General features: G+C 60.4%; 12 protein-coding genes. 6 read left to right on the forward strand and 6 right to left on the reverse strand.

Going from position 1 to position 17,173, the window contains the following annotated elements; all coding sequences use genetic code 11:
- Positions 1-31: 31 nt before the first annotated feature.
- The 3 genes from glgB to BM110_RS27000 form a co-directional block, all read right to left on the reverse strand.
- A complete protein-coding gene (gene glgB, locus BM110_RS26990) occupies positions 32-2,269 on the reverse strand; it encodes a 1,4-alpha-glucan branching protein GlgB (RefSeq protein WP_093514478.1) in 2,238 nt (745 codons plus the stop codon).
- On the reverse strand, positions 2,266-5,628 hold the full coding sequence (gene treS, locus BM110_RS26995; RefSeq protein WP_093514479.1) for a maltose alpha-D-glucosyltransferase: 3,363 nt from the start codon (positions 5,626-5,628) through the stop codon (positions 2,266-2,268). Before treS ends, glgB begins: the two co-directional genes overlap by 4 nt.
- Positions 5,629-5,784: 156 nt before the next feature.
- Positions 5,785-7,773: an alpha-1,4-glucan--maltose-1-phosphate maltosyltransferase gene (locus tag BM110_RS27000; protein WP_092249086.1), complete on the reverse strand. Its 1,989-nt coding sequence runs from the start codon at positions 7,771-7,773 to the stop codon at positions 5,785-5,787.
- A gap of 204 nt (positions 7,774-7,977) precedes the next feature.
- Here BM110_RS27000 and BM110_RS29655 point away from each other — a divergent pair, with 204 nt between their 5' ends.
- Positions 7,978-8,136, forward strand: coding sequence for a hypothetical protein (locus BM110_RS29655; protein ID WP_170856115.1), 159 nt, complete (start codon positions 7,978-7,980; stop codon positions 8,134-8,136).
- A 151-nt stretch (positions 8,137-8,287) separates the two neighbouring features.
- Positions 8,288-9,691: a M10 family metallopeptidase C-terminal domain-containing protein gene (locus tag BM110_RS27005; protein ID WP_093514480.1), complete on the forward strand. Its 1,404-nt coding sequence runs from the start codon at positions 8,288-8,290 to the stop codon at positions 9,689-9,691.
- Between the two features lie 21 nt (positions 9,692-9,712).
- On the opposite strand, the gene BM110_RS27010 is transcribed toward BM110_RS27005, so the two are convergent.
- On the reverse strand, positions 9,713-10,201 hold the full coding sequence (locus BM110_RS27010; protein ID WP_093514481.1) for an MgtC/SapB family protein: 489 nt from the start codon (positions 10,199-10,201) through the stop codon (positions 9,713-9,715).
- Positions 10,202-10,322: 121 nt separating this feature from the next.
- Here BM110_RS27010 and BM110_RS27015 point away from each other — a divergent pair, with 121 nt between their 5' ends.
- From BM110_RS27015 to BM110_RS27030, 4 genes are all read left to right on the forward strand, one after another.
- Positions 10,323-10,562 (forward strand): DUF3203 family protein, encoded by a 240-nt coding sequence (locus tag BM110_RS27015; protein WP_092249082.1) that lies wholly within the window; start codon positions 10,323-10,325, stop codon positions 10,560-10,562.
- Between the two features lie 183 nt (positions 10,563-10,745).
- Complete coding sequence (ccoG, locus tag BM110_RS27020) at positions 10,746-12,155, forward strand: cytochrome c oxidase accessory protein CcoG (protein WP_093514482.1); 1,410 nt, start codon at positions 10,746-10,748, stop codon at positions 12,153-12,155.
- A gap of 31 nt (positions 12,156-12,186) precedes the next feature.
- Positions 12,187-13,596: a GntR family transcriptional regulator MpaR gene (mapR, locus tag BM110_RS27025; protein WP_093514483.1), complete on the forward strand. Its 1,410-nt coding sequence runs from the start codon at positions 12,187-12,189 to the stop codon at positions 13,594-13,596.
- A 93-nt stretch (positions 13,597-13,689) separates the two neighbouring features.
- Positions 13,690-14,145, forward strand: coding sequence for a hypothetical protein (locus tag BM110_RS27030; RefSeq protein WP_256573002.1), 456 nt, complete (start codon positions 13,690-13,692; stop codon positions 14,143-14,145).
- Positions 14,146-14,154: 9 nt separating this feature from the next.
- On the opposite strand, the gene BM110_RS27035 is transcribed toward BM110_RS27030, so the two are convergent.
- On the reverse strand, positions 14,155-14,901 hold the full coding sequence (locus tag BM110_RS27035; RefSeq protein ID WP_092249074.1) for an SDR family oxidoreductase: 747 nt from the start codon (positions 14,899-14,901) through the stop codon (positions 14,155-14,157).
- A 54-nt stretch (positions 14,902-14,955) separates the two neighbouring features.
- Positions 14,956-17,052 (reverse strand): putative bifunctional diguanylate cyclase/phosphodiesterase, encoded by a 2,097-nt coding sequence (locus BM110_RS27040; RefSeq protein ID WP_093514484.1) that lies wholly within the window; start codon positions 17,050-17,052, stop codon positions 14,956-14,958.
- Positions 17,053-17,173 lie beyond the last annotated feature (121 nt).

Genomic DNA, 17,173 nt, shown 5'->3' on the forward strand with positions numbered 1-17,173 from the left:
GTGGACAACAGAATCCAGCACGGTAGAGCCTTTAAAGCGGTTCCGGACGCAGAATCAGCACACCCAGGGGCGGCAAATTCAAAGACAGTGACACCGCTTGCCCATGACGGGGCTCTTCCTGGGTAAATACCTCGCCCCCGTTACCGTAATTGGAACCTGCGTACATATCGGCGTCACTGTTGATCACTTCGCTCCAGCGTCCAGCAAAAGGAACACCGACGGCGTAACCCTCACGCGGCACCGGGGTGAAATTGGCCACCACCAGCACCGGCTTACCCTCCTTGCTCCAGCGCAGCCAGGCATAGACGCTGTTGATCGCGTCATCGCCGATCAGCCACTGGAAGCCCTGGGGCGCATCGTCCTGTTCATGCAAGGCCGGCTCTTCGCGGTATAGACGGTTCAAGTCGCCGACCAGCTTTTGCACGCCTTTGTGTTCGGCATACTGCAGCAAGTACCAGTCCAATTGCTGATCGTGGTTCCACTCGCGCCATTGGCCGAACTCGCAGCCCATGAACAGCAGTTTCTTGCCAGGGTGCATCCACATGAACGCGAGGTAGGCACGCAGGTTGGCGAATTTCTGCCAGCGGTCGCCTGGCATCTTGTCGATCAGCGAGTGCTTGCCGTGTACCACCTCATCGTGGGAGATCGGCAGGATGAACCGCTCGGACCAGGCATACACCAGGCCGAAACTCAGCTCGTTGTGATGGTGGGCACGGTACACCGGGTCCTGCTGGATGTAATGCAGGGAGTCGTGCATCCAGCCCATGTTCCATTTGTAGTTGAAGCCCAGCCCGCCCTGTTGGGTCGGCTGGCTCACACCCGGCCAGGCGGTGGACTCCTCGGCAATCACCAGCGCACCCGGCGCTTCCTGGGCCACCACGTCGTTCAGATGGCGCAGGAAGTCGATAGCTTCAAGGTTCTCGCGGCCGCCATGGCGGTTCGGCACCCACTCGCCGGCCTTGCGCGAATAGTCGCGGTAGAGCATGGACGCCACGGCATCCACGCGCAGCCCGTCGATGTGGAAGTGTTTGAGCCAGTGCAGCGCCGAAGCCAGCATGAAGCCGTGTACCTCGGTGCGGCCCAGGTTGTAGATCAGCGTGTCCCAATCCTGGTGGAAGCCTTCCAGCGGGTTGGCATATTCGTACAGCGCAGTGCCGTCGAATTGCGCGAGGCCGTGGGTATCGGTGGGAAAATGCGCCGGCACCCAGTCAAGGATCACGCCGATATCGGCCTGGTGCAGCGCATCGACGAAGTAGGCGAAATCCTGCGGCGAGCCGAACCGCGCCGTCGGCGCAAATTGCGACAGCGCCTGGTAGCCCCAGGAGCCGCCGAACGGGTGCTCCATGATCGGCATCAGCTCGACGTGGGTGAAGCCCAATTGCTGCACGTAGGGAATCAGGCGCTCGGCCAGTTCACGCCAGTTATATTGGCGGGCCACTTCGCCGGCCTCATCCAACTCGCACTGCCAGGAGCCGACGTGCAGCTCATAGATCGACAGCGGTGCCGTGGTCTTTTGCTTGTCGACCCGCGATTGCATCCAGGCGTGGTCCTGCCAGTCCACTTGCAACGGTTCGGCCACCTTGGAGGCTGTGTCGGGCGGCAACTGGGTGGCCAGCGCCACCGGATCGGCCTTGAGCGGCAGGATCCCATGGGCACCTAGAATCTCGTACTTGTAGGCCGCCCCCGGTTGCAGGCGAGGGATAAAGATCTCCCACACCCCGGAAGGATGGCGCAAGCGCATCGGATGGCGACGACCGTCCCAGATATTGAAGTCGCCCACCACCGACACCCGCCGCGCATTCGGTGCCCACACGGCAAAGCGCACGCCCGCCACGCCGTCGACGCTGGTCACCTGGGCGCCCAGGCAACTGCCGAGGTCGCGGTGATTGCCTTCGGCAAACAGGTAAAGGTCCATTTCACCCAGCAGCAGTTGCTGGAAGCTGTACGGGTCTTCGGTGATCTGTTCGCCACCGGCCCACTGGATTTTCAACAGGTACGGCTGACGGGTCTTGAACTGGCCGACAAACAGGCCCGGCACCTGGCTCGCGTCCAGGCTGCCCAGCTGCTCGCCGCCATCACGTGCCAGCACTTGCACACTCAAGGCCTCGGGCAGGAATGCGCGGATAAACTGGCCGCCGTGTTCATCATCGTGCGGCCCCAGCACCGAGAACGGGTCGTGGTGTTCGGCGCGGACCAGCGCTTCGACGTCCCTGGACGCCGGCAATGCAGTCAGTTTCGGTTGCAGCGGTTCTTTATGTGTAAAACTCATGACGTCTCCCCACCGCGTACAGTGTTCGATATAGGTGCTTCCTTTATAGAAGCAATCCCGCTCAGTAAACCGTGCAACCCTTGCAGGGGCACCGGCAACCAGGTCGGGCGGTTTTCCGCTTCGTAGGCCACTTCGTACGCGGCCTTCTCCAGGCTGAACAACGTCAGCGCGGCGTCCTGGCCTCTGGCATCCTGCCAGTCATGCGCCAGTGTAGCCGTCGCTGCCTGATAAGCCCGGATAAAGGCCTGCCGTGCTTCCTTGAGGTAACGTTCCGTTACGCGTCTGCGCGCCTGGTCCGCCTCGGGCGAGTGATCCACCCCTTGAACATTCAGGGCCATCGCCGCCGCATAGTCGAATGAGCGCAATACGCCGCTCACATCTTTATAGGGGCTGTGCTTGCCACGTCGCTCATGCAATGGCCGCGCCGGCTCCCCTTCGAAGTCGATCAGGTAAGCATCGCCCTTCACCACCAGCACTTGACCCAGGTGCAAGTCACCATGCACGCGAATGCGCAACCCGCCCGCCGTGGCTTTCGCCAAAGCCTGCACATGGCTGGCGATGGCTTTTTTCTGCGCCAGCAAATCACTGACCAGCGCTTGATCCGCCGGGTTCAACTGGCTTTGATGAAGTTTGAGCAAGTGCAGCGCACGCTCCAGTTGTGCGCCGACGTCCTTGGCCCAGGCCTGGGTGTCCTTGGCCGTGGTGATTTCGGGTTTAAAGGCCTTGTCGGTGGTATTTGCACCGAGCACCAGGTGCATTTCGCCCAGGCGCTGGCCGAGCAGCCCGGCAAAATCCGCCAGCTCGCCCAGGGCGTTGTAGTGTTGTTCCTGCTCGGAAATGGCCTCGGCCAGTTCGTCGCGGATCGCCCGCTCCAGGTTGTTCTGGGTCCAGCTCCAGGCATCGCCCTGGTTGCTCAGGTAGCCCTGGGCAATCATCAGCAGGTTGTCCTGGCCCTCGGCGTCGTGGCGCACCATCGACCCCAGCAGTGGCGAAATATTGGGGTAGCCCGCGGCCGTCAGATAGGCACTCATCTCCAGTTCCGGGTGCACGCCGGAGGCGACTTTGCGGATCAGCTTGAGCACCAGGCTCTCACCGACCACCACCGAGCTGTTAGATTGCTCGGCCGACAAGTAACGCACCTCGGACTCATCCGTCAGTTGCAACCTGTCCAAGTGCGGTGTGGCCGCAAAGCGCAGCTCACCGTCACTGGTCTCCAGCACGGTGCCCGCCTGCAAGCCCTGGATCACCGCACGAATAAAGTGTTCAAGGCTGAAGGCATCGGTCACCAACCCGACCTGGCGCACCCGACGTACACGGGCCAGCGCCAATTGTTGGGGCAAGGCGCTGGTGAACTGGTCTTCACCGAGGAATCCGAACGGTAACTGGTAGCGGCTGACCTGGCCTGCGGCCGTCACTTCGACCTCGCTGAGCAACACCGGATGCTGCGGATCGCCAAAACGCGCACCGTAGGCAATGCGCACGCTGTCGATGGCCGTGTCCTTGCCAGCAAACCAGCGGCGCTTGGGCAACCACGCCGGCAGAGCGGTCTGTTCCAGGGACGCTTGGCAAGGTTCTTCAAGCAGTTCTTCCATGCGTTTTTTCAATACCAGTGTGGTGAAGTCGGGCATGCTCTGGGCCGGTTCCACATGCCAGCTGGGCATCTGGTTTTCCGGCGCCAGCACAAACCAATAGAAGCCGTAGGGCGCCAGGGTCAGCAGGAAATTCAGCTGGCCGATGGGCGGGAAGGCATTACCGCCGAGCATTTCCACCGGCACCATGCCGGCAAACGCCGACAGGTCCAGCTCTGCCGCCTGGGCACTGCGCGACACGTTGGCCACGCACAAAATGATCTCGTTGCGCCCGTCCTCCCCGGTGAATTCGCGGGTATAGGCCAGGATGCGCCGGTTGCTCGGCGAGAGCATTTTCAGGCTGCCCCGGCCAAAGGCCTTGGACTGCTTGCGCACCGCCAACATGCGCCGGGTCCAGTTCAGCAGCGAATGCGGGTCCTGGGCCTGGGTCTCCACATTGACCGACTGATAGCCATATTGCGGGTCCATGATCGGCGGCAGTACCAGGCTGGCCGGGTCGGCGCGGGAGAAACCGCCGTTGCGGTCGATGGACCACTGCATCGGCGTGCGCACCCCATCGCGGTCACCCAGGTAGATGTTATCGCCCATGCCGATTTCATCGCCGTAGTACAAGGTCGGCGTGCCCGGCATCGACAGCAACAGACTGTTGAGCAACTCGACACGGCGGCGATCGCGCTCCATCAACGGTGCCAGGCGCCGGCGAATGCCCAGGTTGATCCGCGCACGCCGGTCGGCGGCGTAGTAGTTCCACAGGTAGTCGCGCTCTTTGTCGGTGACCATTTCCAGGGTCAGCTCATCATGGTTGCGCAGGAAGATCGCCCACTGGCAATTGGCGGGAATTTCCGGAGTCTGGCGCAGGATATCGGTGATCGGGAAGCGATCTTCCTGGGCCAGGGCCATGTACATGCGCGGCATCAACGGAAAGTGGAAGGCCATGTGGCATTCGTCGCCGTCGTCGCCCTTTTTGTCACCGAAGTAGAGTTGCGTGTCTTCCGGCCACTGGTTGGCTTCGGCCAGCAGCATGCGGTCGGGGTAATGGGCGTCGATCTCGGCGCGGATCTGCTTGAGCACGTCGTGAGTCTCAGGCAGGTTTTCGTTGTTGGTCCCATCGCGTTCGATCAAATAGGGGATCGCGTCCAGGCGCAGGCCGTCGATGCCCATGTCCAGCCAGTAACGCATCACCGACAGCACGGCTTTCATGACCTGCGGGTTGTCGAAGTTGAGGTCGGGCTGGTGCGAGTAGAAACGGTGCCAGAAGTATTGGCCGGCGACCGGGTCCCACGTCCAGTTGGATTTTTCGGTGTCGAGGAAGATGATGCGCGTGCCGTCGTATTTCTGGTCGTCATCCGACCACACGTAGAAGTCCCGCGCCGCCGAACCGGGCTTGGCCTTGCGTGCGCGCTGGAACCAGGGGTGCTGGTCGGAGGTGTGGTTGATCACCAGCTCGGTGATCACCCGCAGACCGCGCTTGTGCGCCTCGGCGATAAAGCGCTTGGCGTCGGCCATGGTGCCGTAGTCACTGTGTACGCCTCGGTATTCTGCGATGTCGTAGCCATCGTCGCGGCGTGGCGACGGGTAGAACGGCAGCAGCCAGATAGTGTTGACGCCGAGGTCGGCGATGTAATCGAGCTTGGCGATCAGGCCGGGAAAGTCGCCGATACCGTCATTGTTGGAGTCGAAATAGGATTTGACGTGAACCTGGTAGATCACCGCGTCCTTGTACCAGAGCGGGTCTTTGATGAAGGTGGCAGCGGTGGGTTTCTTCGCCATTGGAAGCTCCTGAAATACTTGAACCACTCGGTCAATGTGGGAGAGGCGGTGCGAAGATTCGACCTGCACCCGATGAAGGTGTGTCAGTTGATGAAGCGGTGGCTGACACACTGCTATCGGAGGCGAGCCCCCTCCCACATTTGTCCCGCGCAGGGTTTAAGAGGTGGTGATACGCCAGATCCCGAACGGCATCTGCGGCTCCAGCCGCGTCCACTGGTGCTTGCCATACCAGGTCCAGCGGTGGCCATTCATCAAGTCTTCGCCCTGGGTCTGGGCATCGTCCGGCAACCCCAACTCCCACAGCGGCAACTCGAAATTGGCCTCCTGGGCGTTGTAAGGGTCGAGGTTGACCGCCACCAGAATGAAGTTGCTGCCATCCTCGCTGCGCTTGCCGAAATACAGGATGTTGTCGTTCCAGGCGTTGTAGAGCTTCAGCCCCAAATGCGTTTGCAGTGCCGGGTTCTGCCGACGAATGCGGTTGAGCTGGGCGATCTCGGCGATGATGTTGCCGGGGGCGGTGAAATCCCGTGGGCGGATTTCGTATTTCTCCGAATCCAGGTATTCCTCTTTGCCGGGCACCGGGGCGGCTTCACACAGCTCGAAACCCGAATACATGCCCCACAGGCCCGAGCCCATGGTTGCCAGCGCGGCGCGGATCAAAAAGCCCGGGCGTCCTGACTCATGCAGGAAGCCAGGGTTGATGTCCGGCGTGTTGACGAAGAAATTCGGCCGATAGCACTCACGCCATGGCGATTCATTCAACTGCGTCAGGTATTCGCTCAATTCGGCCTTGGTATTGCGCCAGGTGAAGTAGGTGTAGCTCTGGGAGTAGCCGACCTTGCCCAGGCGCGCCATCATCGCCGGCGTGGTGAACGCCTCGGCGAGGAAGATCACCTCCGGGTACCTGGACCGTACGTCGCTGATCAACCATTGCCAGAACGGCAGCGGCTTGGTGTGGGGGTTGTCGACGCGAAAAGTCTTCACACCCTCTTCCACCCAGCCCACCACGATATCGCGCAGCTCGGTCCACAGGCCTGGGATGGCATCCGCCGCATAGAAGTCGACGTTGACGATGTCCTGATACTTTTTCGGCGGGTTTTCCGCGTACTTGATCGTGCCGTCCGGGCGCCAGTTGAACCAGCCCGGATGCTCTTTGAGCCATGGATGGTCCTGGGAACACTGGATGGCGAAGTCCAGGGCGATTTCCAGGCCGTGTTCGGCGGCGGCCTGGACCAGGCGGCGGAAGTCGTCGCGGCTGCCCAGTTGCGGGTGGATAGCTTCGTGGCCGCCCTCTTCGCTGCCGATTGCATACGGGCTGCCCGGATCATCGGGACCGGCGGTCAGCGAGTTGTTCTTGCCTTTGCGGTGGCTGCGCCCGATGGGGTGGATAGGCGGGAAATAGAGCACGTCGAAGCCCATGTCATGGATCATCGACAGGCGCGAATGCACGTCATTGAACGTGCCGTGCCGTGCGGGATCGTCAGTGATCGAGCGCGGGAACAGCTCGTACCAACTGGCGAACAGTGCCGCCTCACGTTCCACATCGATCGGGTAAACCGTGCTGATGCTCAGGTAGGCACGGTGATCAGCCTGTGTCATCAAATGTGCACTGTCTTCGTGCAGGAACTGCGCAACCTGCTCGGTTTCCAGCAGGCCAGAGAGTTCATGATGCAGCAGCATCAGGCGGTCGCGAAGTTCATTGTCACTGCGTTCGGCGGCCTGCAGCACCAGGCTGCGGCCTTCCTGCAACTCCAGGCTGACCGGCACGCCGGCCTCGTGCTTCTTGCGCAGCTCGTAACAGAAGCTGGCGAAGGTATCGATCCAGGCTTCGATGCAGTATTCGTGGGGGCCTTGCTGGGTCACGGTAAAGGCGCCTTCCCAGCCGTTGTTGCCCACGTCGGTCATGACCACGCTGTGCCAGCTTTCGTCCTGCAGCGGGCGCCAGCGGATCAGCACGGCGAGCTTGTCATGGCCGTCGGCAAACACTTTGCTGGTGACGTTGACCCGCTGGCCGACCACGGCTTTGACGGCAAATTCGCCGCCGTCGATCACGGGGGTGGTGCTTTCGATCGCGATCCGGGGCAGCAACAGCGCCTGGGACAGCGGCAATATGGAGGTGTCTGGAACCTGTGTTTCAGCAGTCATCGAGCATCTTCCCCTTACGCCCTGTGGACGCTCTTTGCTTGATCCGAAATTGCGATACGGCTGAGCTCTCCCTGAGCAGCGCCGTATAGGTCCGAGCCTGCACGCTGGTTAAAAGTTCAGGTGGATGTGCTGCCATTGGGCGGGGAATCAATTCGCCCTGGCAGCTGTCCACCGATAGAGCAAAGCACAAAGGAGGCCACACCGATGAATATCCCGATCCCGGCTGAAACCCCGGACCCGAATATCGACAACCCCACCCTGCCACCCACCGAACCGGAACCGATTCCGGAAAAGGAACCGCCGGAGCATCAGCCACCGCCCGTCGAGGAACCCCCCACGACAATGCCACCGGTGATCGTGTAATCAAGCATGTGCAGTGCGCAAATGCACTGCACAGCCACATCGCCCTACAGAAATGTCGGTAAACATCTCTCACGACTTTCGGAAAGTGCTTAGTACGCAGCCTATTCAACGCGAGCAAACTCTGGGCTCACGATTTTGAATAGGAACCCCCATGCCGATCAGCGCCATTTCCCCCCACGGTAGTGCCACCTACCAACAGGTCGACGACTTCAAGCACCGCGATGACCGCGGTGGGCATATTGAAAAAAATGGCCTGAAGTCAAAAACCTCGCAGGAAGCTATCCCGCGCTTGATAAGTCCGCATTTAGGTTGGCGTGACAAGAACGGTGATGGTGTCACGGTTGTCACCTACTCGTTCATACCCGGCTCCGATAAACCTAAAAAAGAGTACGGCCGCTACCAGGGCGTGAATGATGTGTCCGAAGCAAATAAGGCTAAAACCCGCGACGCACTCAACCAGTGGGCAGATGTGACGAACGTCAAGTTTGTCGAAGGACCAAGAAATGAGCAAAGCGAAGGCCATATCGAGTTCGGAAACTTTAAGACCATGCGCAACCCGAGAGGTGAACACGCGCCCTTCAACCCCCACGCCATTCAGCCGAAAAAAGAAAAGCAAAGCGCACAGGTCTGGACCACAGAAAAGGAAAGTTCAGGCCCGGGCGGCATGACGACGTTGGTGCATGAAGCCGGCCACACGCTTGGCTTGACCCACCCGGGACGCAACTACGGAAAAAAATATGAACAGAACAAACTTGGCTATTTGGAGGACTCCCGTAAACACACCATCATGAGCAAATATGAACATGGAAGCCCTACACCTATGCCCTTGATGGATGACATCACCGCGATTCAAAGCCGATACGGCGCTAACCATCAAACGCGCAAGGGAGACACTGTCTACGGCTTCAACTCGAACGCCGACCGTGACGTCCTGAAGCTTAAGTCCGACAAGGATGAACTCAGGGGTACCATCTGGGATGGCGGCGGCAACGACACGCTGGATCTTTCCGGTTACAAAAAGGACCAGAAGATCAGCCTGATGCCGGGCACCTTCACCAATGCCAATGGCCGTGACAGGAACCTTTCTATCGCCAATGGCGTCATCATCGAAAACGCCAAAGGCGGCAAGGGCGACGATTTGATCGTGGGTAACGACGCCAATAACATCCTGGAAGGCGGTGACGGTAACGACGTTATTCATGGCGGCAGAGGCTGGGACAAACTGTGGGGCGGGAAAGGCGCGGATACCTTTGTCTACAGCAGTCCGACTGATTCGAGCATGTTCAACGGCGTCGATACCATCATGGATTTCGAAAGCGGCAAGGACAAGATTGATGTGTCGGGTATACGCACAGTAACCGGTGGTAAACCTGTACGCTGGAAGGAGTCCGTCCTCGAGCTGGGGACGGGAGGCGGTCTGGAAGAAGGCGAAGGCGCCATTTACTATGACCCAAAAGCTAACGTCAGCACGCTGATGATTTTTTACAAGTTTGGACAACCGTCGCTTGAAGTGGAAGTACGAGGCCAATTGAAACCAAGCGATGTAGTGCTATGAGGCTGGCCGCCCAACATATGCCTACTTCTCCACCATTCGTACAAGCCTGGGCATCACGCTGAACACCGCCAAGGCCAGCAACGTACTCAGTACCGCTGTCGATTCCCGGCCCAACCCGGCCGAGACTCCAATCGCAGCGGTCATCCACAGGCCGGCGGCGGTGGTCAGGCCTTTGACATGCCCTTCTTCATCGTCCTTGCCCTTGATGATGGTCCCCGCGCCCAGGAAACCGATCCCGGCAATTACACCCTGGACCACCCTGCTCATTGCATCCGCCTGATTGCCGGACATCTGCGGCACCATCACAAATAACGCGGCACCCAGCGCCACCAGCATGTGGGTGCGCACCCCGGCGGCCTTGCCCTTGCTCTCGCGCTCAAAGCCGAGGATGCCGCCCAGGACCGCCGCGATCAGCAGGCGCACGGTGATCTGGGTGAGTTGCCTGGCGTCGCCGATATCAGCGAATTCAGCCTGCAGGGTTTGCCACACTTCATGCCACCAGGCGTCCATGGATGCCGTCCTTTATCGTTGTTGGTAAAGGATGGACAGCGGCGACCGCCAGTCAGTTGCCTGGAACCCCTGCACATTGCCTACCCCTAACCTTGCATAGCCCATGAGAAAGGAGATCGGCATGCCCATTCGTATCGACAACCAACTGTGCTACTTCATGCTCGACGACAACCGCCAGGAACAGAGCGTGCCAGCGACGCGGGTCACTGTCCTGACCGACACCGAAAAATCCATGTCCTACGTGGAATTGGCCGCCGAGCGGATCTATATCACTGAAGCCGAGGCCGACGCGCTGACGGTCGCCGGAGCCCACGATGGACGCCAGCATGTGAAGGCCGAAGAGCCTGGTTCGCTGATTTGATTGATCTGTATCAATACACCCGTCATAGCGCTGCACCCTAGGCGATACGGGGTGCAGCGCATTGTCGCAGCACACCTCGCGCAGCCTATCTGATCCGCTTTTTATCACACTACCTGAGTCTGTTATGCAAACAGCCCCCCGCGCATAGTTCATTGGCCTGATGGAGGCTGATGAGCGAACGACATGAGCGAAAGAATCCCCACCGTGGAAACCTTTGAGCCCATACACCCGAAGAAGGTGAAGGCCAAATCCAGCGACAACCTGATTCATACCCGCAGTTTCACCGGCCTGTTCCGCACGTTGCGCGTAGGCGGTGCAGGCTTTCTGTTCCTGGCGTTTTTCGGCACCGTGTGGCTGAACTGGGGTGGCCGGCAAGCCGTGCTGTGGGACTTGGCTGAAAGCAAATTCCACATCTTCGGGGCGACCTTCTGGCCCCAGGATTTCATCCTGCTGTCGGCCTTGCTGATCATCTGCGCCTTCGGCCTGTTTGCGATCACCGTGTTCGCTGGCCGTGTGTGGTGCGGCTACACCTGCCCGCAGAGTTCATTCACCTGGCTGTTCATGTGGTGTGAAAAGGTCACCGAAGGTGAACGCAACCAGCGCATCAAGCTGCACGCCGCGCCCTGGAGCCTGGACAAACTGGCGCGGCGCTCGGCCAAGCACGCCTTGTGGCTGGGCATCAGTGTGCTGACCGGGCTGACCTTTGTCGGCTATTTCACGCCGATTCGCCCCCTGGCCAGCGAACTGCTGACCTGGCAGATGGGCGGCGTCAGCCTGTTCTGGGTGCTGTTCTTTACCGGTGCCACCTACATCAACGCCGGCTGGTTGCGCGAAGCAGTGTGCATGCACATGTGCCCGTATGCGCGGTTCCAGAGCGTGATGTTCGACAAGGACACCCTGACCATTTCCTACGACGTGGCTCGCGGCGAACGCCGTGGCCCGCGCAAACGTGAAGTGAAACCCGCCGACGTCGGCCTGGGCGATTGCATCGACTGCCAACTGTGCGTGCAGGTTTGCCCTACCGGTATCGACATCCGCGATGGTCTGCAAATGGAGTGCATCGGTTGTGCAGCGTGCATCGACGCCTGCGATTCGATCATGGACAAGATGGGCTACGCGCGCGGCCTGGTGAGCTATACCAGCGAACATCAACTGCAAGGCGGCAAAACCCACCTGCTGCGCCCGCGCCTGATCGGCTACAGTACGGTGCTGCTGGTGATGATCGCAGCCCTGGTGGTGGCCTTGGTGGAACGACCCATGGTCTCGCTGGACGTGACCAAGGACCGTGGCATGTTCCGCGAGAACGCCCAGGGCCAGATTGAAAACATCTACAGCCTAAAGGTGATCAACAAGACCCAGCAGCGCCAGGATTACCGCCTGGAATTGGTGGACGCCGACGGCTTCCAATTGCAGGGCAAGACCGAGATCAGCCTGGCACCGGGGGAAATCATCGATGTGCCGGTGTCGGTGGCATTGCTGGCGGACAAACCGACGAGCAGCTCGCAGACCTTGCGCTTCAAAGTCTCGGATGTGGATGAGCCGTGGATCCATAGCGCTGCCGACAGCCGCTTTGTGGCGCCGCTGAACCGCTGAAAAATACCTGTAAAAAGCTAATTGAGCCCCCATGAAACGCTACGAAAAATTCGCCGACGACATCGCAGAACTGATCCGCTCCGGCGTGCTCGGCCCCGGCCAGCGGGTACCTTCGGTACGCTACGCCAGCCAGACGTACGGCGTCAGCCCGTCGACAGTGTTCCAGGCCTACTACCTGCTGGAACGCCGTGGCCTGATCCGGGCACGGCCGCGTTCCGGCTACTTCGTCAACACCCACGCACCCAGCCCGTTTTCCGAGCCGGTGGTGAGCGAGCAGGTGCATGAGTCCACCGAAGTGGATGTGAGCGAACTGGTGTTCTCGGTGCTCGACTCGATCAAGGACCCCAACACCGTGCCCTTCGGCTCGGCGTTCCCCAGCCCGATGCTGTTCCCGTTGCCGCGCCTGGCCCGGTCCCTGGCCAGCGCCAGCCGCGAAATGGACCCGCGCCTGGTGGTCACCGACATGTCGCCGGGCAACCCGCAACTGCGTCGGCAAATCGCCCTGCGCTACATGGTCGGTGGCCTGATGCTGCCCATGGAGGAACTGCTGATCACCAATGGCGCCTTGGAAGCCCTCAACCTGTGCCTGCAAGCCGTCACCGAACCGGGTGACCTGGTGGCCATCGAAGCGCCGGCGTTCTATGCGTGCCTGCAAGTGTTGGAGCGTTTGAAACTCAAGGCCGTGGAAATCCCCGTGCACCCGCGCGACGGCATCGACCTCAACGCCCTGGCGCAATCCCTGCAGCGCTACCCGATCAGGGCTTGCTGGACCATGACCAGCTTCCAGAACCCCATGGGCGCGACGCTGCCGGAAGCCAAGAAGCAGGCCCTGGTGGAACTGCTGCGCGAGCATCAGGTGCCGCTGATCGAAGACGATGTGTATGCCGAATTGTATTATGGCCAGCAGGCACCCAAGCCGGCCAAGGCCTTCGACACCGAAGGTTTGGTGATGCATTGCGGCTCCTTCGCCAAAAGCCTGGCCCCCGGCTATCGCGTGGGCTGGGTCGCGGCCGGGCGTTTTGCGCAGAAGGTCGAACGTTTGAAACTGATGACGTCGCTATGCCCCTCAATGCCGGCCCAGGCCGCAATTGCCGATTACCTGCAACATGGCGGCTACGACCGGCACCTGCGCAAATTGCGCTATGCCCTGGAAGAACAGCAAAGCGCCATGCTGGCCGCCATCGCGCGCTACTTTCCGGCACAGACGCGGGTCAGCCAACCGGCCGGCGGGTACTTCCTGTGGTTGGAACTGCCGGAGCAGACGGACTCGCTGAAGCTGTTCCAGATGGCCCTGGCGCAGGGCATCAGCATTGCGCCGGGGCCGATCTTCTCGGCGACCCAGCGCTTTCGCAACTGCATTCGCCTGAACTATGGCAGCCCGTGGACCGAGGCGTCGGAAAAGGCGATGGAGACGTTGGGGCGGATTGTGCGGTCGTTTTGAACGGGAACCCGATAAAACAAGGAACCACATAAAGAAGCGCAAGTTTCTCACAAGGGAGAATGCGTTTACCCCATTTTGACCCGGAACTTTCCCATGAGCATGTCCGACAAGCCACTGCCGATCCCCCCCCATTACATGCGTGCAGTAGAACAGCAACAAATACGCGAGATGACAGGCCCGACGGGGCGTCCTGCCGGCGATCACCGTTCTGCAGACAGGATTATCGAACAGAGCCCTGTACTTAAGAATTTTTTGGACAATCGCGACAATTACCACTTGATTGATGACCTGAAACGCCAGGTGGGTGACTTCACCGAAGCCAACCCGCACCCGGAAGCCAGGGCCAATGCGCTCTACTATCTGGACCAAGTGTTGCGGTTTCTCGATAACCTGGACGATCGCTATCTAAACGGTAGCCATAGCCGCAATGGACAGATCGATGGTTTCAACAGCGATGGCTACAGCACCGTTTACAATTCGGAAGCCAGCCTGCTCCAGGCGTTTTCATTAAAGGGCTATGACGCACTGCGCCATTTGCGGACCCGATAGCACCGCCGTCTAACGGCCACCGCCCAAATCAAGGAACGTCCCGGTGGCATACGAAGCCTTATCCGACAGCAGCCAGATAATCGCTTCCGCCACCTCATCCGGGCGCCCGCCACGGGCCATGGGGATACCGGATTCGAGTTTGCTGACCCGGTCCGGGTCGCCGCTCAGGGCATGGAAGTCGGTGTAGATATAGCCAGGACGCACCGCGTTGACGCGAATGCCCTCACCCGCCACTTCCTTTGACAGACCAATGGTGAAGGAGTCGAGCGCGCCCTTTGACGCAGCGTAATCGACATACTCGCCGGGCGACCCCAGGCGCGCCGCCACCGACGACACGTTGACAATGCTGCCGCCCTGCCCGCCATGCTTGGGCGACATGCGCAGCACCGCGTGCTTGGCACACAGGATCGGCCCCAGCACATTGGTCTTCATGATTTTCAGGATACGGAACTCGGACATCTCATCCACACGGGATTTGTGCCCCACGGTACCGGCGTTGTTGACCAGTGCGGTGACGCGGCCCAGTTCGGTGTCGACGCGATGAAACAGTGCAATCACTTCATCTTCAATGCTCACGTCGGCGCGCACGGTAATCGCCTGGGCGCCCAGGGCGCGGACTTGTTCGAGCACACGGTGGGCAGCCTCTTCGTCAGACTGATAGTTGATGCAGATGCGATAACCCTGGCGAGCGGCCAGCAACGCCGTCTCGGCGCCGATCCCACGGCTGCCCCCGGTGATGATGACGACTTTGTCCATGCGTGCGGTCTCCTGATTCAACCTGATGTTTAGGGCTGGATCCAAGAATACCCGTCATGCACGGCTTTTGTCAGGCGCCAAGGTGTCTTCGGCACGCTGGATGTCGACCATGAACCCTTCCGCCGGCAACGGATGGCCCAGCAGATAACCTTGCAGGGAGTTACACCCCAGGCGCGTGAGAAAGGTCTGTTGCACATCGGTTTCCACCCCTTCGGCAACAATACGCAGGCCCAGGGCCTGGCCGAGGGCGACAATGGCCGAGACGATGGCGGCATCATCGCTGTCGTGCTCCAGGTCGCGTACAAACCCACGGTCGATCTTCAACTCGTTGGCCGGCAGGCGCTTGAGGTACATCAGGCTGGAATAACCCGTGCCGAAGTCATCGATGGAAAGATCGACGCCCATGTCCGACAACTGCTGCAACACCGTCATGCTCGCATCGGCGTCGCTCATGGCGGTGGTCTCGGTGATTTCCAGGGTCAGGCTGTTGGCTGGCAAGCGATGACGCTCAAGGGCTTGAGCCACGCTCTTGACCAGCCCGGCGTGGCAGAACTGCAGCGCCGACAGGTTCACGGCGATACGCCAATCTTCGTAGCCCTGGGCGTACCACAGGCTCATTTGGCGACAGGCTTCATCGAGTACCCATTCGCCGATGGGGATGATCAACCCGGTCTTTTCCGCCAATTCGATAAACGTCGCCGGCAACAACAGGCCCTGTTGTGGATGCTCCCAGCGCAACAGCGCTTCGGCCCCCACCGCAATGCCACTGGCCGCATCGTACTTGGGCTGGTAGTACAAGCGAAATTGTTGCTGTTCCACCGCATTGCGCAGGTCCTGCAACAACTGCAATTGCTTGCGCGCGTTGGTGTTCATCGACGCATCAAAGAAGCTGTAGCCGTTCTTGCCCATGCCCTTGGCGTGGTACATCGCGGCGTCGGCGTTCATCAGCAATTCCTGGGGGTTATTGCCGTTGCCCGGGAACACGGCGATGCCCACGCTGGCGGAGATCTTCAACTCATGTTCGGCCACCTGGAAGGCGCGGTTGATCAGCACCACCTGGCGCTCGGCCAGGCCGAGGGCATCGTCCGGCTGGGTCAGTTGCACCAGCAATACGAACTCATCGCCGCCGATGCGCGCCAGGGTGTCGTGACTGCGCAAGTCTTCGTGCAGGCGCTGGCCGACTTCGCGCAGCAACTGGTCGCCCATATGGTGGCCAAAAGCATCGTTGACCGGCTTGAAGCCGTCCAGGTCGATAAACATCAGCGCAAAACAGCCGCCCTGCTCTTTTACCGCCTGCATGGCTTGCTGGATGCGGTCGGCGAGCAAGGTGCGGTTGGGCAGGCCGGTGAGCATGTCGTGCAGGGCCAGGTGGGTCAGTTCCTGGTTGGCCTGGCTCAGGGAGTCGGCGAGAACCGCTGTGCGCGCTTCCAGGCGTGCGTCGAGCAACGACGTCAGCAAAGCGATGGCCAGCACCGCCAGGGTGGTAACCAGCACCAGGTTATCCAGGCCCTTGCCGCTCAAACCGTTCAGTGCCGCGCCGCAGAAGCTCTCATCGGCAAAGCGTGCGGCTGCCATGCCGGTGTAATGCATACCGACGATGGCAAACCCCATCACCACCGCCGCCCCACCCCGGGCCAGGCGCACATACGGCGTATTGCGGCGCAGATTATGGGCGATCCACAACGCTGCACCGGAGGCCACCACCGCGATCAATAACGAAGCGCCGAACAGCGTCGGGTCGTAATCGATGCCCGGCGTCATGCGCATCGCCGCCATGCCGGTGTAGTGCATGCTGGCAATGCCGGTGCCCATGATCAGCGCCCCCAACCCCAGCTGCCAGGCCGGCAGGCGCGGTTGGCTGACCAGCCACAAGGCAAAGCCGCTGGACAGCACCGCAATCAGCAACGACAGCGCGGTAATCCCCAGGTCGAAGCCCAGGGCAAACGGCAAGCGCAAAGCCAGCATGCCGATGAAGTGCATGGACCACACCCCCACCCCCATCGCCATGGATCCGCCAGTGATCCATAAGTAAACGGCGCGCCCCTTGGCGGTGGCGATGCGGCCAGAAAGGTCCAGCGCGGTGTAAGAAGCGAGGATCGCAACGAACAGTGAGATCACGACCAGCGAGGGCGAGTAACTACCGATGAGCATGGGACTTCTCGTGCACAGCGAGCCCGAAAGGCCCGTGCGAAATGGCAAAGCGGGCGATTGTAGCGAGAATAATTCTTGAGTACTTGATTAATTATCAGAGCGCCATTAGTGGCATTTTGAC

Source organism: Pseudomonas sp. NFPP28, from assembly GCF_900115535.1.
Taxonomy (GTDB): Bacteria; Pseudomonadota; Gammaproteobacteria; order Pseudomonadales; family Pseudomonadaceae; genus Aquipseudomonas; species Aquipseudomonas extremorientalis.

What these genes read in the sequence shown, in the direction of transcription:
- treS (WP_093514479.1), bottom strand. Translation starts at nt 5,628, where the DNA reads ATGGCGAAGAAACCCACCGCTGCCACCTTCATCAAAGACCCGCTCTGG.
- BM110_RS27035 (WP_092249074.1), bottom strand. Translation starts at nt 14,901, where the DNA reads ATGGACAAAGTCGTCATCATCACCGGGGGCAGCCGTGGGATCGGCGCC.
- BM110_RS27005 (WP_093514480.1), top strand. Translation starts at nt 8,288, where the DNA reads ATGCCGATCAGCGCCATTTCCCCCCACGGTAGTGCCACCTACCAACAG.
- mapR (WP_093514483.1), top strand. Translation starts at nt 12,187, where the DNA reads ATGAAACGCTACGAAAAATTCGCCGACGACATCGCAGAACTGATCCGC.
- BM110_RS29655 (WP_170856115.1), top strand. Translation starts at nt 7,978, where the DNA reads ATGAATATCCCGATCCCGGCTGAAACCCCGGACCCGAATATCGACAAC.
- BM110_RS27030 (WP_256573002.1), top strand. Translation starts at nt 13,690, where the DNA reads ATGAGCATGTCCGACAAGCCACTGCCGATCCCCCCCCATTACATGCGT.
- glgB (WP_093514478.1), bottom strand. Translation starts at nt 2,269, where the DNA reads ATGAGTTTTACACATAAAGAACCGCTGCAACCGAAACTGACTGCATTG.
- ccoG (WP_093514482.1), top strand. Translation starts at nt 10,746, where the DNA reads ATGAGCGAAAGAATCCCCACCGTGGAAACCTTTGAGCCCATACACCCG.
- BM110_RS27010 (WP_093514481.1), bottom strand. Translation starts at nt 10,201, where the DNA reads ATGGACGCCTGGTGGCATGAAGTGTGGCAAACCCTGCAGGCTGAATTC.
- BM110_RS27040 (WP_093514484.1), bottom strand. Translation starts at nt 17,052, where the DNA reads ATGCTCATCGGTAGTTACTCGCCCTCGCTGGTCGTGATCTCACTGTTC.
- BM110_RS27015 (WP_092249082.1), top strand. Translation starts at nt 10,323, where the DNA reads ATGCCCATTCGTATCGACAACCAACTGTGCTACTTCATGCTCGACGAC.
- BM110_RS27000 (WP_092249086.1), bottom strand. Translation starts at nt 7,773, where the DNA reads ATGACTGCTGAAACACAGGTTCCAGACACCTCCATATTGCCGCTGTCC.